This window comes from Chlamydia trachomatis A/HAR-13, from assembly GCF_000012125.1.
GTDB lineage: Bacteria > Chlamydiota > Chlamydiia > Chlamydiales > Chlamydiaceae > Chlamydia > Chlamydia trachomatis.
In genome coordinates this window covers 560,436-584,891 of record NC_007429.1, presented here as the reverse complement: position 1 = coordinate 584,891, position 24,456 = coordinate 560,436, and the positions used below count along the sequence as shown (strand labels likewise).

Genomic DNA, 24,456 nt, shown 5'->3' with positions numbered 1-24,456 from the left:
TCATTGCTTTTTTTTAGAACTTTAACATACAATCCATTGTAGCTTTTCCAGTCGTGCGTGCTAGAACTTCTTGTAAAGCTGTGGCGAGGACTCTTTAGGGTCCTCGTCGTTTTTGCTCAGATGGTGGAATGGTAGACACTAGGGACTTAAAATCCCTTGGGCTTTGGCCCGTGCAAGTTCGAGTCTTGTTCTGAGCACATCTTTTTTCTCTGGTTCTTGAGACAATAATACCTTTTTGATTTATAGATGAGGAGAGCTATTTAACTCGGGGTATCTTTTTGATGTGGCTTTGGTCTTTAGTTAAGCTACGTCTGTTGTCTTTGTTACGGTTTCGCAAAGTTCGTGCATTTACTTCTCCTGATCAATACGAAGAATATTCTCGTTCCATACTTCAGCTGTTTTGTCTTTGGAAAGACTCTGATATTGTGGAATGGGAGAATACTTTTCAGATGTTGTTTGGTGCTTGTTCAAAAATGAGCGAAGATTTGCTTAGAAACAAGAAGCAGATGCAAATCCAATCTGCGAGTAAAGAACAATCATTAGCAGAATGGGAACAACAGGTCTGTGAGCTGAAATCTCAATTGGCATCTCAAGAAAATGCAAATCAGCAAGAGATTTCTAAATTACAGGCAGAAAATCATTGGTTGCAAAATCGTTTAGCAGAAAAATTACAACAAGCGCGTCATCAAAATGATGTGATCGATGAGTTGAAACGTGATTTAGTTGAAAGTGTTCAGCAGATGGAAGTCAGCGAAGGCCGTAGGCTATGTTATGAACATAAGATTCGAGTACTTGAAGAGCAAATAGATCGCTTTTTAGCGAAAGAAGAGGTTTGATAGTAAAGCCTTTTGGGAGATTCCTGATTTCGTTAGTAACCCTTTCCTTTATTGTGTAAAATTTGCACAAATATAGAAAATGACAAGACGCGAGTGTTAAGAAAGGCATGGCTGATTTGATCATGGGGATAGATCCAGGAACGTTAGTTTGTGGATACGCGTTGATTAAGGTAGAAAATCGATATCACATTCACCCACATAGTTTTGGAAAGGTTAAGCTCTCTCAGAAGTTAGCTTTGGCTCATCGTTATAAACAGTTGTTTACAGAGATTTCCACAATTCTTCAACAAGAGTCTCCTAAAGCTGTTGTTTTAGAGACGCAGTACGTCCATAAAAATCCCCAAAGTACCATTAAGCTGGGAATGGCTAGAGGTGTTTTATTATTAGCGGCATCTTTACAGGATGTCCCTGTATTTGAATACGCTCCCAATACGGCTAAAAAAGCTGCTGTGGGTAAAGGCAATGCTTCTAAGAAGCAGGTACAGTTAATGGTGAGCAAATTATTGCGTGTTCCAGATCTTTTAGCAGAAGATAATGAGGATATAGCGGATGCCTTTGCTTTAGCCATGTGCCACGCACATCTCGCTCTTTATCAGGATTTAAAGAAGACTCTTGTATAACAGATAGAATTAGGCACTCATGTACGAGTATATTAAAGGCACTTTGACTCATATTAATGAGTCTTATGTTGTGATTGAAAGCTTCGGCATAGGATATGCTATTATGCTTTCTGAGCGTTTTTCAGTAGATTTGCGCGCATTTATGCATCAAGAGGTGCTGATTTATGTTCATAGCGTCATTCGTGAAACTGAGCACGTTCTATACGGTTTTAGCTCTCGCGCTGAAAAGGAGTGTTTTCGTTTATTAATTTCTTTTTCTGGTATTGGCCCTAAAACAGGACTATCTATTTTAAATATGTTCCCTTTGCAAGAGTTGTGTTCTATTGCGCGCTTAGAAAATGTGAAAGCTATTGCGTCTGTTCCTGGGATAGGGAAAAAAACAGCAGAAAAGCTGATGGTGGATCTTAAACAAAAACTTCCTACTTTGATGCCCCTTTACTTAGAGGAACCCGTAGTTCCTTCCTCGACAGCGAATTCTTCTTTCAAAGAAGGAATCGGAGCTCTAATGAATCTTGGGTTCTCTCGTCTTGCAGCAGATCGTATGATGACCGAGGCTGTAAAAGAATTATCTGAAGAAGCTTCAGTAGCCGAACTGCTTCCTATAGCATTAAGAAAAAGCTAGAAATCAGGGATCCTTTCGCAGGTATTTCTGAAAATGCTGAGCTAAGTTATAGTTTTCTTACAATTGTGTTGAAAATCAGCCTCATTTCGTTTCTATGGAAGAGATGACTCGCTTGTGCGTGCTATGGCACAGGAGAAAGAGAGGCAAAAAGGAGAATACATGGAACAAACTCTATCAATTATCAAACCTGATTCTGTAGGCAAGGCTCATATAGGGGAAATTATTGCTATTTTTGAAAAATCTGGGCTAAGAATTGCAGCCATGAAAATGGTTCATCTCTCGGTAAAAGAGGCAGAAGGATTTTATGTTGTTCATAAAGAGAGACCTTTTTTCCAAGAACTGGTAGACTTTATGATTTCTGGTCCTGTTGTAGTAATGGTACTGCAAGGGGAAAACGCTGTCGCCCGTAACAGAGAGTTGATGGGAGCAACGAATCCTAAAGAAGCTGCGGAAGGTTCGATTCGAGCTTTATTCGGAGAATCGATAGGAGTAAATGCTGTTCATGGGTCCGATAGTCTAGAGAATGCCGCTATTGAGGTAAGCTATTTCTTTGCTAAGACAGAAATAGTTAACTCTGTAGCGTAGTGTTTTTGAGATTGTGCAAGCCCCCCTCTGCACCGTGCAGAGGGGGGTGTTTTTTTTTATAGGATTTGTGTAGCTTTTCGGTGAGGAAGGCTGAGCATCGGAGTGAGTGTTTGTATAGAACCTTGTTCCCACACCATCTTACTTGCTGCAGATTGCTTTAACTGGGATAAGAAATCTTCTCTTGAATCAAAAAGTTCATAGATTGTGGTTAGAAATTCATCATGAGAACGATTTTGTCGATAAGAAGGTTGAATTTCAGGAGTAGGAAGGTAGCGAGCAAGCTTTTTAGGATTCATATTCCAAAGAAATGTTGTGTGATGAACCCATCGATATTTTTGGATGTACTGCGCATTCCCGCCAATTTTTTTATCCAAAAAAGTGTAATCATTTTCTGTAATTTTAAATCCTGTAGGGAAGATAGGAGCATAAATATCTTGAGTCCATTGCAGGAGATCTTTTGAAGATGGAGATGGAGTAGGGGAATTTATAATCCAGGAGACCATCAAGCTATCTGCATCCAAAAAAACAGTCCCTCCGCCGCTATAGCGACGGATAATAGGGATTCCGTCTTCTTTTAAATGTTCTACGTGAAGATCTCGTTCAGGCTTGCGGGAAATACCCAATACCACAGCTTCCGGAAGATGTGTATTTACCAGACAGAAATTTTGTGAAGAGGTTCGTAGAAGAGCTTCTTCGAGTTGGAGCTGTTTAAAAATAGGCAGCCCTTCGCAATGAACAAAAACGCAATTAATGAGCATCTTTCTTCAAAGAGACCATGAGCACTTGAATATCTGCCACAGAAATCCCAGAAATTCTAGCTGCAGACCCAATAGTGCGTGGAGTAAATTTAGAAAGCTTTTCTCTAGCTTCTAAGCTAAGCGCTGAGATGCTGTGGTAGTCAATATCCTCAGGAATTGAAATATTTTCGGATCTCTCCATACTACGAATTAACGTTTGTTGTCGGGAGATATAGCCGGAATATTTGATCTCCATCTCCAAAGAAGCACCTACAACAGGACCTAAATCTCTAACATCTGCAGGAAATTCTGTAAGAAGCTGTTGATAAGAAACTTCGGGACGACATAGAACTTTGGTTAATGGGACTACCGTATCACCATATTTTCGGAAAGTCTTAGATAACCGTTCTTTTTCTTGTTCTATACAAGCTTTTTGTTCTTGGAACATAGCATAGCGCTCGCTAGACAGTAGTCCTAAGGAGTGCCCATAGTGAGAAAGTCTCATGCCTGCGTTATCTTGCCGCAGTAATAAACGATGTTCTGCCCTACTGGTGAACATGCGATAAGGCTCGTCCAGTACTTGGGTAGTGAGATCATCCAACATGACCCCAATATAAGACTCTTGGCGGCTCGGAACAAATGGAGGATGGCGTAAGACTTTATTTACGGCATTAACTCCAGCAATCAAGCCTTGTGCAGCCGCTTCTTCGTATCCTGTTGTGCCATTGATTTGCCCACACAAGAAGAGTCCTTCGATTAGTTTGGATTCTAAAGAAGGAAAAATAACGTTCCCATGAACATAATCATATTCTATGGCATAGGCAGGGCGAGTGATGATCGCGTTTTCTAATCCAGAAACCGAGCGAATAATATCGTACTGCACATCGAAAGGCATCGATGTAGAGAGACCGTTCACATAAACTTCTTGTGTGTTAAGTCCTTCAGGCTCAATAAAAATATGGTGGCGGTCTTTATCTGCAAATTTCACGATTTTATCCTCAATAGAGGGGCAATATCGTGGCCCAACCCCTTCGATTCGCCCTCCATACAAAGCGGAACGATGCAGATTTTTGGTTATAAGATCTTTTGTTTGATCAGTGGTATGAGTAATGTGACAAGAAACCTGTGGCAATGTAGGAACAAACATCTCGTTTCGATGAACGAAACAAACGTTATGATCACCTGGTTGCTCTTCCATTACAGAAAAATCAATAGATGAGGCTAACAGACGAGCAGGAGTTCCTGTTTTCAAACGTCCTAATGGGAACCCTAAGCGTTTTAAATCTTCAGAAAGACCTAAAGAAGCTGCATCGCCCAATCGTCCCCCAGAGAAGTTCTGGGTTCCAATGTGAATAAGTCCTCGCATAAAAGTTCCAGAAGACAAAACAACGGTTTTCCCTAGATAGGCCCAACCTTCTTTTGTAGAGACTCCTAAAACTTTTTCGCCATTGTCTAAAAGTGCCTCAGCTGTTCCCTGCATGATATGCAGTCCAGGAACCTGTTCTAACAAGCGTTTCATATGAATATGATACAGCTGTTTGTCAACTTGAGCGCGAGGAGCGCGTACTGCGGGACCTTTAGTTTGATTTAAGATTCGGAATTGAATTCCTGATAGATCAGTAATTTCAGCCATAATCCCACCGAGAGCATCGATTTCTCGGACGATGTGTCCCTTACCGATACCTCCTACAGCAGGATTACAACTGAGTTTTGCAACAGTGTCTAAATTTGAGGTCAGAAGCAAGACAGACGCTCCCATCTTAGCAGCACAATACGCAGCTTCACAACCAGCATGTCCTGCGCCAATGACTATCACATCGTAATCAACAGGAAACGTCCACATAGAACCCAAACAATTTAACTATCTATTTTTATGCCGATCTCTTCGACGTCTTTTTTTACGCTTATGCTTGGCGATCTTAAGTCTTCGTTTTTTCTTAACAGATGACATGGTTTTCTTCTTAATGGTTTACGCAAGGAATAATTGGTAAGTCTTTTGAAAAGACTCAGCTAATGCCTATGAGAATCGGGCAAGCACCCGATCCTCATAGGTTTTTTTCTCAAAGTGTATCGCCGGCTTTCACCAGGCGATGGGAAGAAGTTTACAATGGCTGTCAATTTTTGGGAATAAACTTGTTTATCCAGGGAACTCACAGCCAGCATAATTTCGGAATCGAGCGAAGTCTTTTTCAAAAACTAATTGTACAGATCCAATGGAGCCGTGGCGGTTTTTAGCCACAATCAACTCTGCTGTTCCAGGTTTATCATTAGGATCATAATATTCGCGGCGAAGTAAAAACATAATTTGGTCAGCATCTTGTTCAATGCTTCCACTTTCTCTTAAATCGCTCATCAAAGGTCTGTGATTAGCTCTGTCTTCTACTTTTCTAGATAATTGAGAGAGGCAGAGAATAGGAATATTGAGTTCTCGAGCCAAATTTTTAAGCATTCTGGAGATTTCAGAAATTTCTTGGTTTCGCGAATCAGAATTTCTTAGGTTCCCAGAGCTAGAGATTAATTGTAGGTAGTCAATAACTAGAAATTGGATATCGTAGCTTTCTTTCATTCTTCTTGCGCGTGCTCGAAGATCTGTGATTTTCAATCCCGGGTAGTCATCTATGAGTAGAGTATGTTCTTCCATCTCTCTTACCACAGAGACCACGCGTTGAAAATCTCTACCAGAAATATCTCCCACGCTAATTTTTTTAGCTTCTACTTCGGAACGCGAGCAGATGATGCGATGGATTAACTGGTCTACAGTCATCTCTAATGAAAAAATTCCTACAGGAAGCCGGCTATCAAAACAAAAATTCTCTACAATGTTAAGAGCTAAAGCAGTTTTCCCCATAGCAGGACGAGCAGCAAGAATGATCAAGTTAGAGGGGCTGAACCCACTAATCATTCTATCTAGATCTAAGAAATGAGTGGGGAAGCCTGAGAGCATAGGAGAGCTTGAGTCATGAGCACTTGCTTGGAAAGCTTCTTGGCGTTCTTGTAAAGCGAGTAAGAAGGATTTGTCTTTAGAAGAAGCAACTCCTTTGAGTTTGTCTGCAACAAGGACATGGGGGGCTAAGTTAGTTGTTTGGCTTATGCGAAACAATAAGTTTTGAGCATCATCTAAAGCGGTAGTGACGTCACGTGGCTCTTCAGCGGCTTTCTTTTCGATATCTTTGGCCGCTTGAATCATTTTTCTTAGAATAGATTTGGAGCGGATAATTTCTGCGTATTCTTCAATATAGGCAGATGTCCCTGCAAATTCAGAGAGAGTGATTAGATAAGAGGGGCCTCCAATGATATTGAGTTGATCTCGGCGTTTGAGTTCTTCTCCCGTAAGATGGGGATCCATGGGGCGGTCAGACTTGAAAGCGTCCTGCAACACACGAAAAATAATACGATGCTCTAAGAAGTAGAAATCATCTTCCTGAAGAAGGTTGGCAGCAAGGTTCAAATGATTGACACTGGTCAACATACACCCCAGTACAATCATTTCAGATTCCTTAGAATTAGGAAGAGAGAGGAGTTGAGTGGGTTGGGGTTTTTTTGTCTGGGTCGCCATAGTTAGAGGATTATTTTTATGGTTGGTAAAGGAAGCTCTCTCGGCCAGGTTAGGGTATAGGGGAATATATCCTCAAGAGGAAAGGGGAGGGGAAGAAAAATATCGTTTTCTTGGTTAGAGACGGGGTTTTTAGACAGTCAACTTCTTTTTTAGGAAGCAAGGATTCTGACTCTTATGCTTTTCAAAAAAAAAACTCTCGTGTAAATTTATCCCTTCGGAGCTTTTTGGGCCGGTTGTTTCGTTGGAAAGATGACTGAGTGGTCGAAAGTACGTCCCTGCTAAGGACGCGTACCCCTTAAAGGGTACCGAGGGTTCGAATCCCTCTCTTTCCGTTTCTTTACATTGTGTTTTCTGAAATTTTTGTTTGTTTGAATGTTTTTTGTTGATAAGCTGGGGGAAATGGCGGGAAACATAGCTAAACTCTCTGCTTGCTTTTGGAGTGTCTATGTTTCATAATATGTGTCATTGCGCTGGAGGCTAAGAATTTTCAAGACAAGCTTCCGAATCAACGTTATGAGACAATTCTGTAATCTCCTTTCTTTGTCCAGGGTGTGGTTAGCCCTTCTTTTCTGCCAAGAGAGAATTATAACAAGGTTGTTGGTTATCTTTGCTGCGATGGTTAGCGATGTTCTAGATGGCTATCTGGCTAGACGCTACAATGCTACAAGTCGCTTGGGCTCCATTCTTGACCCTGCCACAGATAAAATATTTTTTTTAATCTGTGTGGGGGTTCTATTTTGGGAAAACTCTCTAGGGCTTACGCACCTCGCTCTGATTTTTTCTAGAGATATTTTTTTAGTGTTCTTCGGGTTCTATCTATCCTGGGTTCGAGGATGGAAGGGATATGATTACAGAGCATTGTCTTTTGGAAAGTTTTTTACAGTTGTTCAATTCTTTATTTTATTTGGGATGACGATAGGGATGGAGATGCCAGTTCTTTGGTTAGCTCCCTTAGTGATCCTCGGGGCTCTCTACTTTTTAGAGAGAGTTTTGGATTATAGGCGGCACTGTTTGGAGTAGGTGCCCAAAGAAAAGAGGAGGCGGAGTGATCAAGAACTTGAATTTTAGCAGCAAGTGCGGTATTCTAGTTCCCTGGATTTCATAAAAATCTTGTAATTATGCATTGCCAAGCATCCAGTAATTATCCCAAATTTCAACAGAGTGCGAGGTTCCTCGCATCACAAAAATTTTTCCCAAAGTCTTCAATATTTATTAAATTAGGAAGGAGTGTATGTCTTCCGAGGTAAAATCCTTTTCGAAGTTCAGGGGATACTTTTTCCCCATATACAGGTCAGAATTCTCTAAATTTATACCCTTATTCTTTTTAGCTTTTTTTGTAGGTGTTAACTACGCTTTATTAAAGACCACGAAAGACTCCCTTGTTTTAGTCGGGTCTAGAGCAGGGGCGGAAGTCATACCTTTCTTGAAAGTCTGGGGGATTGTCCCTGGGGCCGTTATCGTCACCATGATCTATGGATGGATGAGTCGACGTTATTCAAGAGGTACCGTGTTTATCTCTTTAGTCGGCGGTTTTTTAGGCTTTTTTGCGTTGTTCGCCACAGTGATTTATCCCATAGGAGATGCGCTGCATCTAAATAAATTGGCGGCAAAACTACAGTCCATCTTACCTCCGGGGGGAAGAGGTTTTGTAGTGATGGTTCAATACTGGAGCTATAGCCTGTATTATGTGATGTCTGAGTTATGGAGTTCCATAGTTTTGTCTACTCTGTTTTGGGGGGTAGCCAACCATATTACGAGTGTTCGCGAAGCAGGGCGGTTTTACGCTCTTATTAATACTGGATTAAACCTCTCTTCTGTTTTTGCTGGAGAGGTTTCTTTGTGGCTCGGTAGAAATCCTGTAATTGCCTTCCCTATGGCCGTAGATCCTTGGCATGAGGTGTTGCTCAATATCACTCTACTTATCGTGCTGGCCGGCGGGGTAATCCTCTATCTATATCAGAAGTTAGATCGCTTGATGGATGAGACGTCAATGTTAAAAGAGGGGTTGGCAGCAGAAATGTCGGTCGCTCAGCTTAAGAAAGAGAAAAAGCGGTCGAAGGCAAAAGCAAAAAGTCTCTTCGCTCTTCTCCTCCGCTCCCGCTATCTATTAGGCATCGCCGTCGTCGTACTCTCTTACAATTTAGTCATTCACCTTTTTGAAGTCGTTTGGAAAGACCAAGTCTGTCGGATTTATGCTTCTCGAGTAGAATTTAATTCTTATATGAGTAGGATTACGACGCTCACAGGAATCGTCTCAGCTTTGACAGGGATTTTCGCTGCTGGACAAACTATTCGCCGTTGGGGATGGACTATTGGCGCCTTGGTACCCCCTTTAACCATGTTGATTACAGGAGCCTTGTTCTTTGGTGCTATCTATGCTGTAAAAGGGGATGCTATGATTTTTGGCGGGATCTTAGGGATCTCTCCGCTAGTTCTTACTGCTTGGTTAGGAGGTGTTCAGAACGTCTTCTCGAGAGCAATTAAGTTCACCTATTTCGATCAAACCAAGGAGATGGCATTTATTCCTTTGGAAGATGATGAGAAGAATTACGGTAAGGCGGCTATTGATGGGGTGATCTCCAGAGTAGGGAAGTCAGGGGGCTCTTTAGTTTACCAAGGACTGCTGATCATCTTCTCGTCCGTTGCAGCTAGCTTAAATGCGATTACGATTGTGTTGTTGCTGGCTTTAGGGAGTTGGATCTTTGTGATCGCTTGGTTAGGTAGAGAGTACACAGCCAAGACCGAGGCTCTTTTTAGAGTCAATGTTTCTGAAGAAGATGTTTTACAGGAAGAGCGAGAGGCTTCTTCTTTAGTAGATGCTGAGTCTCGAGAAGAACCTGTAACAACTTTATAGTCTTGAGAAGAAAAGGACCTGGAGTATAGTATTCCAGGTCTTTTAATTTTTATTTAAAAATTCTTTTTATAATCCCCCTGTTTTAGTACCGTTTTGTTGCTAATGCTAAAAGCGATTAATAGATTTATTAGGGTTTGCATGAAGAATTTTTTTCGATTTTTATTAAAAGGTTTTTTATCTGTCTGCGGTTTGTTTTTAGGTGTGATAGGAGCTGCCGGATTCATTTTTGTCCTATCGGCCTCTGTTCTTGGGGCGGGAGACGGAGTTTTGTTTGTCAACTTCCCCAACGCTCAAGGAGTTGTTCAAGAGCTTGGGAAAACTGCTCCCATTATTGCAGTGATTGATATTAACGATGCTATTATGGCTAGCGGTGGCGCTGCAAAGCGTTTACAATCCGCTTTACAGCCTTTAAATGAAGCTCCTTACAAAGGAAGAGTAAAAGGGATCTTAGTCAAAATAGATTGTCCTGGTGGTGAGGTTTTTGAAATTGATCGGATGTGCGCAACACTCTCTTTCTGGAAGAAACAGTGGGGAATCCCTGTCCACGTCTTTGTATCTGGACTCTGTGCTTCCGGAGGATATTATGTTGCTTGTATTGCCGATAAAATTGGAACCACTTCGAGTTCTCTGATTGGTTCAATAGGAGTACGTTCGGGCCCATATTTTAGTGTTAAAGAAGGCTTACAACGACATGGCGTGGAAACTGCTATTCTTACAGCGGGAGATGACAAAGCGCCGTTAAATCCTTTTTCTTCATGGACAGAGGAAGAGTACGCCGAGCGCCAGGGGATAGTGGATGCTTTCTATGAACAGTTTGTGGATCATGTTGTTAAATATCGTTCGAAGCTGTCTAAGGAAAAACTAACGAAGGTTTTGGGAGCCCGTGTATTTATTGCGAAGCAAGCTCTGGAAGAAGGGTTGGTGGATGCGATCAATCAAACTCAAGAACAAGCTTTAGAAGAACTGGCTGAAGCCTGTGGTATCAAAGACAATTATCGAGTCATTGGGTTGGGTTCTGGCCATTTTTTAAAACGTTTTTCTAGCTATCTAAGTAATAGCCCGCTTGTAACAGGGAAACTCCAAGTGACGGCTTTACCTGATCAGCAACAAAAATCTTTGTGGTACATGGGTTGAGGCTGGATCGGTGCATATGAAAAAACTTTTTGTTTTAGATGTTTCAGGATTTGTTTTTCGGGCATATTTTGCTCTTCCTGAGATGCGAGGTCCAAATGGAGAAAGTACGCAAGCGGTATTTGGTTTCATTCGCTCTTTAGATAAGTTGATCAAAGACCTCTCTCCCGAATACGTGGTTGCTGTATTTGATGGTCCCAATAATAAGCAGAGCCGTCAAGAGCTTTATGCCGACTATAAAAGTAACCGTGATCGTCAGTTAGGGGATCTTCCAGAGCAAATTCGTTTAGTGAAGCAATATTGTGAATTACTTGGTATCTCGTGCTTGGAAGAAAAGGGTGTAGAGGCTGATGATGTGATTGCTAGTATCACTAAAAAAGCGGTTGCAGATGGTTTTGAAGTGTGTATTTGCACTGCCGATAAGGACTTATTGCAACTGGTGAGCAGCCGTGTCTCCGTATTTAATCCCTGGAAAGAACAGGAAATCCAATATAACGAAGTACTATCGCAGTTCGGAGTGCCTCCGGAGCAGATTGCAGATTACTTGGCGCTAGTGGGAGATTCTTCCGATAATATTCCTGGCGTTTCTGGTTGTGGTCCCAAAAAGGCTCAAGCTCTATTGAAGGAGTTTCAATCAGTAGAGGAGTTAGTTGCTAATACGGAACGTTTATCTGGCAAAACTAAACAAATGATAGAAGATCAGAAAGAGACGTTGCTTTTGAGTAAACGTCTTGCCACGTTACACATGGATCTCGCGTTCCCGTTGACGACTGAGGAGTTTGCGTTTTCTCCGCAAGCTATAGATTCAGCGCAGTTGAATACCTTTTATTTGCAGCATGGATTTAAGGCTCTGGTAAAGCATGCGGAAACTGCTACGAGTTCCATTGCGGTACAGACTGTGACAGATCCGGTAACTTTGAAGACTGTTTTAGAACAGTTGAAGGGGGGAGAAGTTGGGTATTGTGCGGCTTATACTGGGGAGCATCTCCCTTCTTTGCAGCTACACGGCGTAGCCTTAGCTGGGGCCAACCAAGTATTTTATATAGAGGTATCTGGTGTACAAGAGATTGCTTTGCTTAAAGACTTTTTTGCAGATAAAGCGACTCAATTTTTTGGATACCGCTCTAAACGCGATAATCACGCTTTAAGAAATTCTGGGATCGATGTTCATGTAACAGCAGATTTGGTTCTAGCAGAGCATTTAGTGAGTGGCGGAGCAAAAATTTCTTTCCAGACTTTGTTAATGGAATCCGGACATATTCAAGAAGCAGTGTTTTTTTCTAAGGAATGGGGGGCCGGCTCGCTTCCTGTACAGAGCCTACCGCGTGATCCCTTGCAATATTTCGGAATGCTTGCTTCAAAATTACTAGCGATCAAAAATTATTTATTTGTGAAGTTAGAAGAAAAAGGGCTAAAAGATATTTTTGAGACGGTTGAGCAACCCTTGGAAGCCGTGTTATTCGCCATGGAATGCGTGGGAATGCCCTTGGATAGTCAAGGATTAGCTGTTTTGGATAGAGATCTAACCAAAGAGCTCGAAGAATGTTCTCAGGAAATTTACGATTTAGTTGGCTGTGAATTTAATATTAAATCTCCTAAGCAGTTATCAGATATTTTGTATCAGCGTTTGGGAATAGAGCCTGTGGATAAAGCCAAATCTACAAAGGCAGAGGTTCTGGAAGCTCTAGAAGACCGTCACGAGATTATTCCCAAGATTTTGATGTTCCGTGCTACAGAGAAAATGTTGTCTACATATGTTCGAGCTTTGCCTAAGCAGATCAATGCGGGAACGCAACGAATTCATCCAACTTTTAACCAAGTAGGAACGGTAACAGGCAGATTATCCTGTCAGGATCCTAATCTTCAAAATATTCCTGTGCGTTCTGAAAGAGGGAGATCTTTGCGAGAGGCTTTTCGAGTTAAAAAAGACAATGATTATTTTTTAGCCGCTGATTATTCCCAGATTGAGTTACGGTTTCTTGCCCACCTTAGTCAGGATGAGATGTTGAAGAGAGCTTTTAATTCTGGCGAGGATATTCATGCATTCACCGCTTCGCAAGTGTTCAATGTTCCTTTGGAGCAGGTTACGAAGCAGCAGCGTTATCAGGCTAAAGCAGTGAATTTTGGCTTAGTGTATGGACAGCAGGCGTATGGATTATCAAAAATTTTAAAGATTAGCGTAAGTGAGGCTCAGGGATTAATGGATGCCTATTTTGCGCGTTATCCTCTAGCAGCAGAATTTATTACACAGACGATAGAGCAAGCTAGTAAGAATCAGAAAGTAACCACAATGCTAGGGAGAGAGCGTATTCTGAGCGATTGGGAGAGCTCTCCTGGAGCTCGTGCCGCTTCTGGGAGACTTGCTGTAAATACGCGTATACAAGGGAGTGCTGCAGAGTTAATTAAGTTGGCTATGTTGAATATCTCAGACGAAATGAGGTCGAGGGGATTAAAAAGTCGTTTATTATTACAAATTCATGACGAATTATTATTTGAAGTCCCTGCAGAAGAATTGGAAGAGATGAGAAGTCTAGTTCAAGAGAAAATGGAGTCTGCAATGGAGCTGTCTGTTCCTTTAGTTGTGAATGTCTTAATTGGAAAAAATTGGGCGGAATGCTAGATTTATTGAAGATTTCTGTTACAGGAGATCCCTCTTCAGGGAAAACTGAGGCGTGTCAGGTTTTTGAAGATTTGGGAGCTTATGTAATTAGTGCTGATAAAGTTTCTCATAGTTTCCTTGTTCCTTATACCTCAGTGGGTCAACGTATAATTGATCTTTTGGGTCCAGAGATAATCATAGAGAATACTCTTAGTAGAAAGGCCATTGCTGAAAAAGTTTTTGGTAACCGGGATTTATTGCTGTCTTTAGAAGAGATTTTGCATCCGGAAGTGTGTCGTTTTGTTGAGGAAAAATATGCGCACGTGGTTCAGGAACAAAAGTATCCTCTGTTTATTGCGGAATTTCCTCTGTTGTATGAGATTCAGTATGCGGATTGGTTTGATCAGGTTATTTTAATTTCTGCAGATACAGGTATACGCAAAGAGCGTTTTCTTAAAAAAACTGGAGGTTCGGACACCAGTTTCGATCTTCGGTGTGCACGCTTTTCTTCTTTAGAAGAAAAAATCCTGCGAGCGGATGTGGTCATAGAGAATAATGGAACGAAAGAAGAATTTCGTTGCAAAGTAAAACAATGTTTTAAGGCTTTAAAGGGAACAATATGAAAGAAGAGAGTCCAGCCGAGGTCTTACAAAAGGTAAAGGAGCACAAGAGGCGCGAGGGCCCTTTATCGTTGGAAAAAGAAGTTAGTGAAGACAGTGCTGTTGCTACAGAAGAGAAAGAAACCTCGCAACCAGTAGCAGTTACGAAGATTGCTAAACTACAGCGTATGGGCATTAATGAGCTGAATGTTTTAGCTCGGCAATATGGAGTTAAGAATGTAGGTTCTCTGACGAAATCGCAGGTAGTGTTCGAAATCGTTAAGGCTAAATCTGAACGCCCTGATGAATTCTTGATTGGAGAAGGTGTCCTGGAGGTTCTCCCGGATGGTTTTGGATTTCTTAGGTCTCCCACTTACAACTATCTTCCTTCCGCAGAAGATATCTATGTTTCTCCTGCGCAGATCCGTCGTTTCGATTTGAAAAAAGGAGATACCATCGTTGGGACGATCCGTTCTCCTAAGGAAAAAGAGAAATATTTTGCGCTGTTGAAAGTGGATAAGATTAATGGCTCAACGCCTGATAAGGCAAAAGAGCGTGTTTTATTCGAGAACCTAACGCCTCTTCATCCTAATGAACGATTGATCATGGAGATGGGGAAAGAGAATTTAGCAGAGCGAGTATTAGATTTAACAGCTCCAATCGGTAAGGGACAACGAGGATTGATCGTTGCGCCTCCTCGCTCAGGTAAGACGGTAATCTTGCAAAGCATTGCACATGCTATTGCTGTGAATAATCCTGACGCAGAGCTGATTGTTTTGCTAATTGATGAGCGTCCTGAAGAGGTGACGGATATGATTCGTCAGGTTCGAGGGGAGGTCGTCGCCTCGACATTTGATGAACAACCTGATCGACACATTCAGGTTACTGAAATGGTGATCGAAAAGGCAAGACGTTTGGTCGAACACGGTAAGGATGTTGTGATTCTATTAGATTCGATTACGCGTCTAGCTCGTGCATACAATACTGTGCAGCCGCATTCAGGGAAGATCCTCACTGGGGGAGTAGACGCTAGCGCGTTACATAAACCTAAGCGTTTCTTCGGTGCAGCTAGAAATATTGAAGGCGGAGGATCGTTAACTATCTTGGCCACAGCGTTGATTGATACAGGATCAAGAATGGACGAAGTGATCTTTGAGGAATTCAAAGGAACTGGGAATATGGAGTTGGTTCTTGACCGTCATCTTTCTGATCGCAGAATCTATCCGGCTATCGATTTGATTAAGAGTGGAACACGAAAAGAAGAATTGTTGTACCACCCTGGAGAGCTTGAGAAAATTCGGTTGTTCCGACAAGCTATAGCTGGTTTAACAGCAATAGATGCTATGCATTTACTGCTAGGCCGTTTGAAAAAGACAAATAGCAATACAGAATTCCTGTTATCCTTGAAGGATTAAGAATCGTCTTTATCCGATCAGAATTTCAGGTATGATGATCGGGGTGGCTTGATAGGTTTGAATATTCCGAAAGGCCACCCTCTTTAATTGTAGTAGAGCTGTCTTCAAAAGTTCCGCTACTTCATCTGAGTGAAAGCTTTCTTTAGTTTCACTGTAAATTCCTAAGAATCTTTTCCCATAAAAAGAAATGATCCGCAGAGGAGGTTCAAGGTGAGGAATCTGCTCTTGGATAGGTATGCCAACAAAGATGTGGAATAGCATAGGCGAGTCAGAAAAGAGTTCTTATCTCTATAAAGGGCATGGGTCCGTTTTTTGTCAAAATTAGATAATTTTTATTTTTCAAACATCTAAAAATAAAATCGATTTATTATTCATGCAATAATTACAGTTTTGTTTGTCTGGCTTTTTTAATAATTTATTTTTTAAAATTATTTTTTATGGTGGCGGGGACAGATGGCTGGTAGACGGACGAAAGAAGAGCAGATCAATCGAAAACGATCGCATTTCTATCGAGATAACGTAGGAGTTATTGTCTTATGCGGAGGAGAGGGGAAACGATTATCTCCGTTAACTTGTTGGCGTTGTAAGCCAACAGTATCTTTTGGGGGAAGATACAAGCTTATTGATGTGCCTATATCTCATGCCTTTGCCTCAGGATTTTCCAAGATTTTTGTTATCGGGCAATACCTTACCTATACTTTACAGCAACACTTATTTAAGACGTATTTTTACCATGGAGTCATGCAGGATCAGATTCATCTCTTGGTCCCTGAAAGACGAGATGGAAGTCAGGTTTGGTATCAGGGAACAGCTGATGCAATTCGCCAAAATCTTCTTTATCTACAAGATTCTCGTGTAGAGTATTTTTTAATCTTGTCAGGTGACCAACTATACAATATGGATTTTCGCTCGATAGTAGATTATGCTATCGATGCACAGGCGGATATGGTGATCGCTTCTCAGCCTGTATCAGATAAAGATGTTTCACGATTCGGAGTGTTGAAAGTAGACGATGAGTCGAAACTGATTGATTTCTATGAGAAACCTCAAAGTGAAGAGATTTTGAAACATTTTCGTCTAAGTAACACGGCGATGAAAAAATTTGGTCTCGATCCTCAGCACGGGAATTTTCTAGGATCTATGGGGATTTATCTTTTCCGTAAAGATTGTCTCTTCCAATTGCTTCTAGAAGAAACTGGAGATGATTTTGGGAAAGAGCTGATTCATAGACAAATGCATCGCGGGAAAACTGTTGCATATCTGTACGACGGTTATTGGACAGATATCGGGACTATAGAATCTTATTACGAAGCTAATATGGCTTTGACTCAACGGCCTTCGCACAATATTCGTGGGTTTAATTGTTATGATGACGGGGGGATAATCTATAGTAAAAATAATCATCTTCCTGGAGCAATTATTTCAGATTCGAGAATTTCGAGTTCTTTACTGTGTGAAGGAGCTATGATTGAGTCTGGCCAGGTCTCGAATAGTGTCGTTGGAGTTCGAGGGGTAATAGGCCAAGGATCTGTGTTTGACCGTTCTATCATGATGGGAAGCGATTCGTATGGTTCTGAGTCTTTCCCTTTAGGGATTGGGAAAAACTGTGAAATTCATAAAACCATTATTGATGAAAACTGCTGTATAGGAAACGGTGTGCGTTTACAGAATCTGCAGGGGCATAAGGATTATGATTCTCCAGATGGGAAATTAGTTGTTCGAGATGGTATTATCATCGTTCCTAGAGGAACGCAAATCCCAGATAATTACGTATTTTAGAGAGTGGATTTTTCTTTTCGAGCTGTTGACAAAGGTAAAAGTGGTTGGCAAAATAAAGAGCTGATTCTTCTATCAAGCAAGAGGTTTCATGCGTATTTTTGCCCTTGCAGATCTACATCTATCCTTAGGAGTCCCCGAGAAAACTATGGAGGTTTTTGGTGAGCCTTGGGTGGGGTATCACCAAAAAATCGAAAAGCACTGGAGAGATATCGTCTCATCGGATGATATCGTTTGTCTGCCTGGAGATATTTCCTGGGCAATGCGTTTAGAAGAAGCTCAGGTTGATTTTCGTTTTTTAGGAGCTCTCCCCGGGATCAAATACATGATCCGTGGGAATCATGATTATTGGAGTTCAGCTTCTTCTGCGAAACTTGCGAACGTTTTGCCAGAAACTCTTCATTATCTTTCAAAAGGATACGTGTTGCTTAATGCTCATCAGGCAATTGTTGGGGTTCGTTTATGGGATTCTTCTGACATTTGCCTCCATTGGGAAACGCAACATGATGGTCCTCAGAGAGTTTTAACTGAGCAAGATGATAAAATTTTCCTTCGAGAATATGGTCGTTTAGAGCGAGCTCTGAAAGAGTTGCCCGCTTCTGTAGAAGATGTTTTGGTTATGACGCACTATCCTCCGGTTAGTAATGACGGGACGCCTGGGCGAGTTTCTAATTTGTTAGAGATGGATGGCCGCGTCTCTCGTTGTTTGTTTGGGCATTTACATAAGGTGCCGCGACCTTTCCCTGGATTTGGGAATATCCGAGGAATTGAGTACACTCTCGTGGCTGCCGATTACGTTGATTTTATTCCTCAGGTTGTCAGTTGAAAATTCTTTCTGGTAAATTCAAAGGGAAGTCTTTAAAGACTTTTTCTAATCCCTCTGTTCGTCCTACTTGTGGTGTGGTGAAGGAGGCTGTTTTTAATATTTGTGCCAATCATATAGTTGGCGCACGGTTTTTGGATTTGTTTGCAGGATCTGGATCTATGGGCTTTGAAGCTATTAGTAGAGGCGCAGAATCTGCTACATTTGTAGATTCCTCTGTTGAAGCCGTGCGTTTAATTCGAGCTAATCTTGCTTTGTTAGATAGCAATTTGCCTGTTCATATCCTGAAGCAAGACGTTCGTTCAGCGTTGCTACGCTTAGGTAAACAGAATCGTTCTTTTGATATCGTTTATATAGATCCTCCTTATGCTTTGGAGAACGCGTTTCTTCAAGAGGTTTTATCGTACGTTGTACAACAAAGCCTATTAGAACCGGATGGGATTCTCTTTTTAGAGAACGCGTCTCCGCAAGAGATTCTAGTACAGGGATTAGAGCTTCGGAAACGTAGAAAATCTGGGGGGACTTTTCTTTCAGAATACATTCAGCAAGAGAACTCGGCTCATTCTACATAAGCAAAGCGTAATCATAGTGGGTGGATAAAAATTTTTCTCTTGAATATGATTCGGGGATCTAGTCTGATCTCTGAGGTTAGAGTGAAATTTAAGTATTTGCGTCCATTAAGCTTTTTAGTCTTGGTTATTGTAGCGTTTTGCTACGGATGTTCCAGAGAGAAACAAGAGATTCTCGTCGGAAGGGATGCTACTTGGTTCCCTCAACAATTTGGTATTTATACATCAGGAATTAACGCCTTTGTGAATGATTTAGTTTCTGAGATCAATTACAAGGAAGGGTTGAATATCTCTATAGTGAACCAAGATTGGGTTCATCTTTTTGAGAATTTAGATGATAAGAAGACTAGCGGAGCCTTTACTTCAGCCTCTCCTTCAATAGAAATGTTAGCTCGGTACCAGTTTTCAGATCCCGTTTTATTAACCGGGCCTGTGCTTGTTGTTTTAGAAAATTCTCCGTATCATTCTCTCCAGGATTTAGAAGGAAAGTTGATCGGAGTATATAAATTCGATTCATCCGTTCTTATTGCACAGAATGTTCCCAATGCTGTGATTGATTCCTATCAGCATATTCCTGTAGCCTTAGAAGCTTTGTCTACTCAGCGTTATGATGCGTTATTGGTGCCTGTAATAGAGGCAACTGCTTTAGTAGAAACGGCTTATAAAGGACGTTTGCGAATCGCTTCAGAACCTCTTAATGAGGAAGGTTTGCGTTTAGTTGTGTTACGAGGAGGAGGATCGGATTCCCTATTGGAAGGATTTAATGCAGGATTGGCAAAAATTCGTCGATCAGGAAGATACAAAGCCATTAAAATGCAATCCCGGCTTCCTTAGAACAAGGAATTTAAAGAGACTGTGGTAACATATTTACTAGCCAATTTTGGAGGTCCAAGGACTTCTCAGGAGATTGTCAGCTTTCTACAAGCTCTATTGACAGATCGAGATGTTACAGGAGGAATGATTCCTTCCATGTTGCATAGGCCATTGTTTTCTTATATTGCTAAGCGTCGAGCTCCTCATGTAGCGCGACAATACGCTTATTTAGGAGGGGGATCTCCTATTTTTCAAGATACAGAGAGACTAGCTCAAAACCTCTCTCAAGAATTGCAAGCTTCAGTTATTCCTTTTCATAGATATTTACCAGAGACTCACCGGGAAACCTTACAGGCATTACAAGAAAGCCAGGGAAGCATAGTTGGGATTCCATTATTCCCACATTACACCTTCGCAGTAACAGGGAGTATAATTCGATTTTTCTTACAACATCTTCCAGAAAAACCCATTTCTTGGATTACGCAGTTTGGAGTGCATCCTGAGTTTGTCTCGTGTATGCAACAGCATATTCGAGACTGTTTAGCCGCTCAGCAGATCGCTGTCGAGGATTGCTATTTTCTTTTTTCTGTACACGGATTACCTCAAAGGCATATTCGTTTAGGAGATCCTTATGCTCAGCAATGTCAGGCTTCTTTCGAAGCATTACGAGGTGAATTAGAGGGGAAAATTGCTTTTCAATCTAAGTTTGGGATTGGAAAATGGCTAGATCCCTCTACTCAAGAGGTCTGTCAGTCTTTGCGTACCAAGAAACGCCACATTGTGATTGTCCCTTTTGGATTTGTTTCGGATCATATTGAGACTCTACATGAAATAGATCATCTGTATGTGCCTATATTGCTGCAAAAGGGGTATCGTGTGGTTCGTATCCCAGCTATCAATGCTTCTTCTAGATGGGTATCCTCTCTAGCAGCAATAGTCAGAAGTTCCCCACAGGAAACTTCTTTAGAGCCGCTTCTAATGCCTTAGACGGGATACGCTTTTGAACTTCTCAAGAAAATGCCTGTTCAGTATTGTCTCTAAGAATATAGTCTTAAAGAAATATTCCTTAATAGTGCTCTCTCCGAAAAAGAGATGGAAAGCTAGTTCTGGGGACGCCTGGCAAATTAGGATTGCGGGATTTCTATGAAATCACGAAACGCTCAGTCCATATTAGAGTCTTTATGTAAGAAAACGCATCGACTCTTATTGCGCTATCTGCTCAAGCAGACTTTATTGGTTGCTTTAGGGATGACTTTAATGGTCGCAGAGCTGGGAATCTTTCTTTACTTTTTTCTTTTCTCTGGGAAAACCCTTCTACCAGCCTTCTGCCTGGCCTGTTTTGTTCTTACAATATTTATATGTTTAGTCATTAGGCTTTACATTCTATCTAAGAAAACGGAATTCTTTGATAAACTCCTTGCGGACTTTGTTCATCAAGCTCAGGTAATTTTTAAAAAGAAAAACATAATGGAGGAACAGCCAGAGATCGCTGCAGCAGTTACACAGCTATCTCTGGTAATGCAAAATCAAGAGTATTTTGTTTTTTGTAATTTATTGAAAATAGTGCCTCCCTACGACTCTATCAAAAAATTCAGCTGTTTTTGTTTTTGGAAGGATTATTTTTCTTTCCGAGAGATGCTTTTGCAGAAAGCAATTGATTTGTATTTACTAGTTGTCCAAGCAATTCCTACAGACTTGGGTGCACACGTTTCCTTAGCAGATGCCTACGTATCACTATCGGGGCTTTATGCAGACCCCAGGAAATACACGGAATTTGATACGAAATATTGGGTTCCTCCAGGACGTTATGGAGAGGATATTCAGGAAAAGTTTTTTGCAACAGCGCATAGGGCTACAGAAGAATTCAAGATTCTTAACGAATACGCTCCAGGGAATGTTTGGGTGCATACACAGTTGGCCTATAGCTATCATGATCTACAGATGCCCAAGAAAGAAATTCGTGAATACGAGATTGTCTTGAAATTGAAACCCCATGACGCGAATACAATAATGAAGCTGGGGATTCTCTATTTTCAGCAGGGAATGAATGCTAAGGGATTACAGGTTTACGAACAGTTAAGAAAGGTAGACCTGAAGAAATCTAAAAAACTCATTAAGTTCTACGGGGTAGTAGCTAAATAGCGAAGAGAAGAGTGCGGCGTTTCCTGCTGTACAGGGAGAAGAAAGATCCCTCCTATGAGGAGAGCGAGTCCCACAATCACAGAAAAAATAGCTGTCGCCAAAGGGCGAATAGAGAAAGCTGAACAAAGGGAAAGTATAGCGGGGGTAGCCACAGATTGTAAAAGCACTGCGTGAATGCTCGCAGCCCCTATTAAGGTCAGAATGAGTCCAACAATAGCTAAAAGGCTCCCTACTTCGTATCGAGCGCGAGGGGATAGAGAGGCTCGCCAAGAGACGCTAAGCCTCCTATAGAAGTTTGTAGGAGATGAACAAGGACTCTGTGGGACAACAGACATAAAATCCATCCTGAAATAAAAGGATCCTCTGTAGATGGGAGTAAAATAGGAGATATTTTACCTTGGTATTTTTTTTTATGGAATAGGAGACTCATTTCTCTCTGTAGTCGGAGAAGACTATTCATTAGTAAAAAAAACTCTTAAATATAAAGAAAGGGGAATAAAAAGTTTGTATAGAGTTTCTTTTCGTTCGATGTACAAAGGATCTAGGGTGGTTTCTTGTTTATAACGAGAAAGCAAGCTTTAGGAATCGTCTTTGTAAACAGAGAAGATCCTTCTTAAAAAGGCCTACATCCAAAATAACAACCATTGTACACTATCTGTATCTAAAGTTCTTCTTGTGTAAAAGAACCAAGTCAAGATATTTATCGAGAAGATAACCAACCTATAGAGACGGTTTTGCACTGGTGTCTCAGGGTTTTCTAATGCATTGGAACTGGTGAAGGACTGTTTGCTTTTATAGGGTGCGTAAGACCATGTTCGAGATTTTGCGAAAAAAGATTTCTTCTTACTCGGTTGTTCTCTTTTGCCTTGTTGTTTTATCTATTTTTCTTTCAGGGAAGATAGTTGTTAATGTGAAAACCTATCGTGTTGAGCGTCAGAATAGCTTGGCGTTGCTTTCGCGGTCAGTTGAAGCTGCTTATTCGCGAGGAATTTTCCCTCCAGAGACGGCTATGCCTATGCTTGAACAAGCGTATCGAAGAGGTGGTAAAGAGGCTGTTTCGTACGCTGGATTTTTAGCTTCATGTTTTCATATACACAATGACCCTTTACGAGGAGCGTATTATTCAGGGCTTGCCTATCAACATGGAACGCATTTGCAGCTACCTTCTCCTCAACATATTCTATTGAAGGAAATAGCTGATGCGCATGCAACCAAGCAGTATCAAGAGGTTTTAGATAAGTCTAGAGAACTTCTTTCGTCTATTTCCTCTTCGAAGGATTTCCCTATGCTACGTTTTCTAACGTTATTGCGCATGATTGAGGTTAAAGAATCTTTGAATCAGGATTTTTCTTTAGAGTTAACGGAATTGAAGGCTTTGCCAGGATTTGAAGATTACGAGCAATTTTATAAAGACGGGGTTTGGACTATATCTAAACGTTACAGCAGTCTGAGGGCCCTTTATTGATTTGGAATTTTTGCTATGCATAGCTCCTCCCCCATTTCTGAAATCTGTTCTATGGAAACAGCAGAGCGAGTTCTTGAAGAAAAAGAGCATACCCCTACTATTATTTCAGGCCAGATAGTGATTTACCCAGAAGATCCTTTTGCAATTCCCTCAGTTGATCCATGCTTCGAGTCTTAGCTTATCGACAGGTTTCTTTTTCTAAGTTTCCTCGCTTATTCAAATCGTTTGTGAGCCTTTTGTCCTCTCTTAAGCAACACTATTCTTTCATGTTGCCTGGAGACCCTCTCCCTAAGAAAAAGGCCCTTATGCTTACATTCGATCACGCTTCTGTTGATTTCTACACACATGTCTTTCCTCTTCTTCAGAACTTGCAGATACCTGCAGTTATTGGAGTTGCCTGGAGATATGTGGCTGATTTAGAAGGAGAGGATCTTCCCATTGATGTGCGAATTGCTCCCTCTGATTTTTTAGCTTTTCAGGACGAAATATTTTCGTATCATCAGCCTTTTTGTTCAGTAAGAGAGCTGTGTCATATGGCTGCAAGCCCTTTAGTGCGATTTGCTTCTTCAGGGTTTGCGATTAGAAATCTTAAATATGCTCCTCCTTATCTACACACAGAGATTTTATTATCTAAAATTTTATTGGAGAATGCCATTCAAAGCCCAGTAGAAAGCTTTTTCTTTCCATTGGGGAAAAGTGATGTAGTAAGTCAGCATTTTGTTCAGGAGACTTATCGGTATTCTTTTGTGTTGGGGAATACGGCTAGTTTTTCCTATTCCACACAATCATTGCATGGGATTCCGCGTATCGATATGCCCTTAGATAGTCAAAGGGTTCCATCCCTTTATCAACTTTCTTATCCCCACTTGAAACAGTTTTTAGTTTTGCGCTAGCAAGGATCTATTCTGATCGACAACTATCCAGAAACGATCCTTTTCCTTGCCTATATTTTCTGATTTTCTTAAAGTTTGGCCGAGCTTACACGGCTTAGGTCCGCTTCTATTCTTTTCTATAGCATTTTTTCGAGGAGAGAAAGTAGGAAGTTCGGATTATTCGTGAAATCTACCTATTAAAAGGAGACGTCGATGAAAAAATTACTTTTACTCGCAATGTTAACTTCTGCTGCCGCTGCTGGTTCCGTTTACGCTGATGAGACTGAAGAAGAAAAAGAAGTTTCTTCTTTAGTTGTTTCCCTAGCTTGCGAAGGGGAAGAAGGTGGAGAAGAAACTAGAGATCCTATTATTCTATAGTTTTTTCTAAAAGAGAGTTGAATTTTCAACTCTCTTTTTTTTTCTTAAAAGATTCTCTATACCA

Annotated in this window: 27 protein-coding genes and 2 tRNA genes; 23 read left to right on the top strand and 6 right to left on the bottom strand. The window is 41.1% G+C overall.

The window, feature by feature from the left end:
• Nucleotides 1-114 precede the first annotated feature (114 nt).
• The 5 genes from CTA_RS02740 (at nucleotide 115) to ndk (ending at nucleotide 2,663) form a co-directional block, all read left to right on the top strand.
• Nucleotides 115-197: transfer RNA gene (locus tag CTA_RS02740), tRNA-Leu, on the top strand.
• 84 nt (nucleotides 198-281) lie between these two features.
• A complete protein-coding gene (locus tag CTA_RS02735; protein ID WP_009871867.1) occupies nucleotides 282-836 on the top strand; it encodes a hypothetical protein in 555 nt (184 codons plus the stop codon).
• 107 nt (nucleotides 837-943) lie between these two features.
• On the top strand, nucleotides 944-1,456 hold the full coding sequence (gene ruvC, locus CTA_RS02730) for a crossover junction endodeoxyribonuclease RuvC (protein ID WP_011324756.1): 513 nt from the start codon (nucleotides 944-946) through the stop codon (nucleotides 1,454-1,456).
• A gap of 19 nt (nucleotides 1,457-1,475) precedes the next feature.
• A complete protein-coding gene (gene ruvA, locus CTA_RS02725) occupies nucleotides 1,476-2,078 on the top strand; it encodes a Holliday junction branch migration protein RuvA (RefSeq protein WP_011324755.1) in 603 nt (200 codons plus the stop codon).
• 159 nt (nucleotides 2,079-2,237) lie between these two features.
• Entirely contained in the window at nucleotides 2,238-2,663 is a 426-nt protein-coding gene (ndk, locus tag CTA_RS02720; RefSeq protein WP_009871864.1) for a nucleoside-diphosphate kinase, read from the top strand.
• 56 nt (nucleotides 2,664-2,719) lie between these two features.
• Here ndk and CTA_RS02715 read toward each other — a convergent pair whose 3' ends face one another.
• The 4 genes from CTA_RS02715 to dnaB form a co-directional block, all read right to left on the bottom strand.
• Nucleotides 2,720-3,421 carry a lipoate--protein ligase family protein gene (locus tag CTA_RS02715; RefSeq protein ID WP_009871863.1) on the bottom strand — a complete coding sequence of 234 codons (702 nt, stop codon included), beginning with the start codon at nucleotides 3,419-3,421 and terminating at the stop codon, nucleotides 2,720-2,722.
• Complete coding sequence (gene mnmG, locus CTA_RS02710) at nucleotides 3,411-5,243, bottom strand: tRNA uridine-5-carboxymethylaminomethyl(34) synthesis enzyme MnmG (RefSeq protein ID WP_011324754.1); 1,833 nt, start codon at nucleotides 5,241-5,243, stop codon at nucleotides 3,411-3,413. The genes CTA_RS02715 and mnmG overlap by 11 nt, the downstream gene beginning before the upstream one ends.
• An 18-nt stretch (nucleotides 5,244-5,261) precedes the next feature.
• Nucleotides 5,262-5,351: an AURKAIP1/COX24 domain-containing protein gene (locus CTA_RS04990; RefSeq protein ID WP_071804592.1), complete on the bottom strand. Its 90-nt coding sequence runs from the start codon at nucleotides 5,349-5,351 to the stop codon at nucleotides 5,262-5,264.
• 186 nt (nucleotides 5,352-5,537) lie between these two features.
• On the bottom strand, nucleotides 5,538-6,956 hold the full coding sequence (gene dnaB, locus CTA_RS02705) for a replicative DNA helicase (protein WP_009871861.1): 1,419 nt from the start codon (nucleotides 6,954-6,956) through the stop codon (nucleotides 5,538-5,540).
• On the opposite strand from dnaB, the gene CTA_RS02700 reads away from it, so the two are divergent.
• From CTA_RS02700 to rho, 8 genes are all read left to right on the top strand, one after another.
• On the top strand, nucleotides 6,925-7,074 hold the full coding sequence (locus CTA_RS02700) for a hypothetical protein (protein ID WP_009871860.1): 150 nt from the start codon (nucleotides 6,925-6,927) through the stop codon (nucleotides 7,072-7,074). The genes dnaB and CTA_RS02700 overlap by 32 nt on opposite strands.
• A gap of 125 nt (nucleotides 7,075-7,199) precedes the next feature.
• Nucleotides 7,200-7,288 (top strand) — tRNA-Ser (locus tag CTA_RS02695).
• A 181-nt stretch (nucleotides 7,289-7,469) separates the two neighbouring features.
• Nucleotides 7,470-7,976 (top strand): CDP-alcohol phosphatidyltransferase family protein, encoded by a 507-nt coding sequence (locus CTA_RS02690; RefSeq protein ID WP_009871858.1) that lies wholly within the window; start codon nucleotides 7,470-7,472, stop codon nucleotides 7,974-7,976.
• Between the two features lie 211 nt (nucleotides 7,977-8,187).
• A complete protein-coding gene (npt2, locus tag CTA_RS02685; protein WP_009871857.1) occupies nucleotides 8,188-9,810 on the top strand; it encodes an NTP/H+ exchange transporter Npt2 in 1,623 nt (540 codons plus the stop codon).
• Between the two features lie 138 nt (nucleotides 9,811-9,948).
• Entirely contained in the window at nucleotides 9,949-10,944 is a 996-nt protein-coding gene (locus CTA_RS02680; protein WP_009871856.1) for a S49 family peptidase, read from the top strand.
• A gap of 16 nt (nucleotides 10,945-10,960) precedes the next feature.
• Entirely contained in the window at nucleotides 10,961-13,561 is a 2,601-nt protein-coding gene (gene polA, locus CTA_RS02675) for a DNA polymerase I (protein WP_009871855.1), read from the top strand.
• Nucleotides 13,555-14,163, top strand: coding sequence for a dephospho-CoA kinase (gene coaE / locus CTA_RS02670; protein WP_011324753.1), 609 nt, complete (start codon nucleotides 13,555-13,557; stop codon nucleotides 14,161-14,163). The genes polA and coaE overlap by 7 nt, the downstream gene beginning before the upstream one ends.
• Nucleotides 14,160-15,554, top strand: a complete 1,395-nt coding sequence (gene rho / locus CTA_RS02665; RefSeq protein ID WP_009871853.1) for a transcription termination factor Rho — start codon at nucleotides 14,160-14,162, stop codon at nucleotides 15,552-15,554. The genes coaE and rho overlap by 4 nt, the downstream gene beginning before the upstream one ends.
• A 9-nt stretch (nucleotides 15,555-15,563) precedes the next feature.
• On the opposite strand, the gene CTA_RS02660 is transcribed toward rho, so the two are convergent.
• Nucleotides 15,564-15,815 carry a hypothetical protein gene (locus tag CTA_RS02660; protein WP_009871852.1) on the bottom strand — a complete coding sequence of 84 codons (252 nt, stop codon included), beginning with the start codon at nucleotides 15,813-15,815 and terminating at the stop codon, nucleotides 15,564-15,566.
• A gap of 192 nt (nucleotides 15,816-16,007) precedes the next feature.
• On the opposite strand from CTA_RS02660, the gene glgC reads away from it, so the two are divergent.
• The 6 genes from glgC (at nucleotide 16,008) to CTA_RS02630 (ending at nucleotide 21,677) form a co-directional block, all read left to right on the top strand.
• Complete coding sequence (glgC, locus tag CTA_RS02655; RefSeq protein ID WP_009871851.1) at nucleotides 16,008-17,333, top strand: glucose-1-phosphate adenylyltransferase; 1,326 nt, start codon at nucleotides 16,008-16,010, stop codon at nucleotides 17,331-17,333.
• A gap of 88 nt (nucleotides 17,334-17,421) precedes the next feature.
• Nucleotides 17,422-18,156, top strand: coding sequence for a metallophosphoesterase (locus CTA_RS02650; protein WP_009871850.1), 735 nt, complete (start codon nucleotides 17,422-17,424; stop codon nucleotides 18,154-18,156).
• Nucleotides 18,153-18,725 carry a 16S rRNA (guanine(966)-N(2))-methyltransferase RsmD gene (rsmD, locus tag CTA_RS02645; RefSeq protein WP_009871849.1) on the top strand — a complete coding sequence of 191 codons (573 nt, stop codon included), beginning with the start codon at nucleotides 18,153-18,155 and terminating at the stop codon, nucleotides 18,723-18,725. Before CTA_RS02650 ends, rsmD begins: the two co-directional genes overlap by 4 nt.
• 45 nt (nucleotides 18,726-18,770) lie before the next feature.
• Complete coding sequence (locus tag CTA_RS02640; protein ID WP_009871848.1) at nucleotides 18,771-19,556, top strand: transporter substrate-binding domain-containing protein; 786 nt, start codon at nucleotides 18,771-18,773, stop codon at nucleotides 19,554-19,556.
• A 21-nt stretch (nucleotides 19,557-19,577) separates the two neighbouring features.
• A complete protein-coding gene (gene hemH / locus CTA_RS02635; protein ID WP_011324752.1) occupies nucleotides 19,578-20,522 on the top strand; it encodes a ferrochelatase in 945 nt (314 codons plus the stop codon).
• Between the two features lie 156 nt (nucleotides 20,523-20,678).
• Nucleotides 20,679-21,677, top strand: a complete 999-nt coding sequence (locus CTA_RS02630; protein ID WP_011324751.1) for a tetratricopeptide repeat protein — start codon at nucleotides 20,679-20,681, stop codon at nucleotides 21,675-21,677.
• On the opposite strand, the gene CTA_RS02625 is transcribed toward CTA_RS02630, so the two are convergent.
• Nucleotides 21,656-22,021 (bottom strand): hypothetical protein, encoded by a 366-nt coding sequence (locus CTA_RS02625; protein WP_009871845.1) that lies wholly within the window; start codon nucleotides 22,019-22,021, stop codon nucleotides 21,656-21,658. The genes CTA_RS02630 and CTA_RS02625 overlap by 22 nt on opposite strands.
• Before the next feature lie 467 nt (nucleotides 22,022-22,488).
• Here CTA_RS02625 and CTA_RS02620 point away from each other — a divergent pair, with 467 nt between their 5' ends.
• From CTA_RS02620 to CTA_RS02610, 4 genes are all read left to right on the top strand, one after another.
• The gene (locus CTA_RS02620; protein ID WP_009872695.1) at nucleotides 22,489-23,142 is read left to right on the top strand and encodes a hypothetical protein; all 654 of its coding nucleotides are present in this window, start codon (nucleotides 22,489-22,491) and stop codon (nucleotides 23,140-23,142) included.
• Between the two features lie 15 nt (nucleotides 23,143-23,157).
• Complete coding sequence (locus tag CTA_RS04940; protein WP_009871842.1) at nucleotides 23,158-23,319, top strand: hypothetical protein; 162 nt, start codon at nucleotides 23,158-23,160, stop codon at nucleotides 23,317-23,319.
• On the top strand, nucleotides 23,304-24,035 hold the full coding sequence (locus CTA_RS02615) for a polysaccharide deacetylase family protein (protein ID WP_009873146.1): 732 nt from the start codon (nucleotides 23,304-23,306) through the stop codon (nucleotides 24,033-24,035). The genes CTA_RS04940 and CTA_RS02615 overlap by 16 nt, the downstream gene beginning before the upstream one ends.
• Nucleotides 24,036-24,227: 192 nt before the next feature.
• Nucleotides 24,228-24,392 (top strand): hypothetical protein, encoded by a 165-nt coding sequence (locus CTA_RS02610; protein WP_011324750.1) that lies wholly within the window; start codon nucleotides 24,228-24,230, stop codon nucleotides 24,390-24,392.
• Nucleotides 24,393-24,456 lie beyond the last annotated feature (64 nt).

Excerpts from the sequence above, each read along its gene's own strand:
- CTA_RS02735 (WP_009871867.1), top strand. The coding sequence starts at position 282 with ATGTGGCTTTGGTCTTTAGTTAAGCTACGTCTGTTGTCTTTGTTACGG.
- ruvC (WP_011324756.1), top strand. The coding sequence starts at position 944 with ATGGCTGATTTGATCATGGGGATAGATCCAGGAACGTTAGTTTGTGGA.
- ruvA (WP_011324755.1), top strand. The coding sequence starts at position 1,476 with ATGTACGAGTATATTAAAGGCACTTTGACTCATATTAATGAGTCTTAT.
- ndk (WP_009871864.1), top strand. The coding sequence starts at position 2,238 with ATGGAACAAACTCTATCAATTATCAAACCTGATTCTGTAGGCAAGGCT.
- CTA_RS02715 (WP_009871863.1), bottom strand. The coding sequence starts at position 3,421 with ATGCTCATTAATTGCGTTTTTGTTCATTGCGAAGGGCTGCCTATTTTT.
- mnmG (WP_011324754.1), bottom strand. The coding sequence starts at position 5,243 with ATGTGGACGTTTCCTGTTGATTACGATGTGATAGTCATTGGCGCAGGA.
- CTA_RS04990 (WP_071804592.1), bottom strand. The coding sequence starts at position 5,351 with ATGTCATCTGTTAAGAAAAAACGAAGACTTAAGATCGCCAAGCATAAG.
- dnaB (WP_009871861.1), bottom strand. The coding sequence starts at position 6,956 with ATGGCGACCCAGACAAAAAAACCCCAACCCACTCAACTCCTCTCTCTT.
- CTA_RS02690 (WP_009871858.1), top strand. The coding sequence starts at position 7,470 with ATGAGACAATTCTGTAATCTCCTTTCTTTGTCCAGGGTGTGGTTAGCC.
- npt2 (WP_009871857.1), top strand. The coding sequence starts at position 8,188 with ATGTCTTCCGAGGTAAAATCCTTTTCGAAGTTCAGGGGATACTTTTTC.
- CTA_RS02680 (WP_009871856.1), top strand. The coding sequence starts at position 9,949 with ATGAAGAATTTTTTTCGATTTTTATTAAAAGGTTTTTTATCTGTCTGC.
- polA (WP_009871855.1), top strand. The coding sequence starts at position 10,961 with ATGAAAAAACTTTTTGTTTTAGATGTTTCAGGATTTGTTTTTCGGGCA.
- coaE (WP_011324753.1), top strand. The coding sequence starts at position 13,555 with ATGCTAGATTTATTGAAGATTTCTGTTACAGGAGATCCCTCTTCAGGG.
- rho (WP_009871853.1), top strand. The coding sequence starts at position 14,160 with ATGAAAGAAGAGAGTCCAGCCGAGGTCTTACAAAAGGTAAAGGAGCAC.
- CTA_RS02660 (WP_009871852.1), bottom strand. The coding sequence starts at position 15,815 with ATGCTATTCCACATCTTTGTTGGCATACCTATCCAAGAGCAGATTCCT.
- glgC (WP_009871851.1), top strand. The coding sequence starts at position 16,008 with ATGGCTGGTAGACGGACGAAAGAAGAGCAGATCAATCGAAAACGATCG.
- CTA_RS02650 (WP_009871850.1), top strand. The coding sequence starts at position 17,422 with ATGCGTATTTTTGCCCTTGCAGATCTACATCTATCCTTAGGAGTCCCC.
- CTA_RS02640 (WP_009871848.1), top strand. The coding sequence starts at position 18,771 with ATGATTCGGGGATCTAGTCTGATCTCTGAGGTTAGAGTGAAATTTAAG.
- CTA_RS02630 (WP_011324751.1), top strand. The coding sequence starts at position 20,679 with ATGAAATCACGAAACGCTCAGTCCATATTAGAGTCTTTATGTAAGAAA.
- CTA_RS02625 (WP_009871845.1), bottom strand. The coding sequence starts at position 22,021 with ATGGATTTTATGTCTGTTGTCCCACAGAGTCCTTGTTCATCTCCTACA.
- CTA_RS02620 (WP_009872695.1), top strand. The coding sequence starts at position 22,489 with ATGTTCGAGATTTTGCGAAAAAAGATTTCTTCTTACTCGGTTGTTCTC.
- CTA_RS04940 (WP_009871842.1), top strand. The coding sequence starts at position 23,158 with ATGCATAGCTCCTCCCCCATTTCTGAAATCTGTTCTATGGAAACAGCA.
- CTA_RS02615 (WP_009873146.1), top strand. The coding sequence starts at position 23,304 with ATGCTTCGAGTCTTAGCTTATCGACAGGTTTCTTTTTCTAAGTTTCCT.
- CTA_RS02610 (WP_011324750.1), top strand. The coding sequence starts at position 24,228 with ATGAAAAAATTACTTTTACTCGCAATGTTAACTTCTGCTGCCGCTGCT.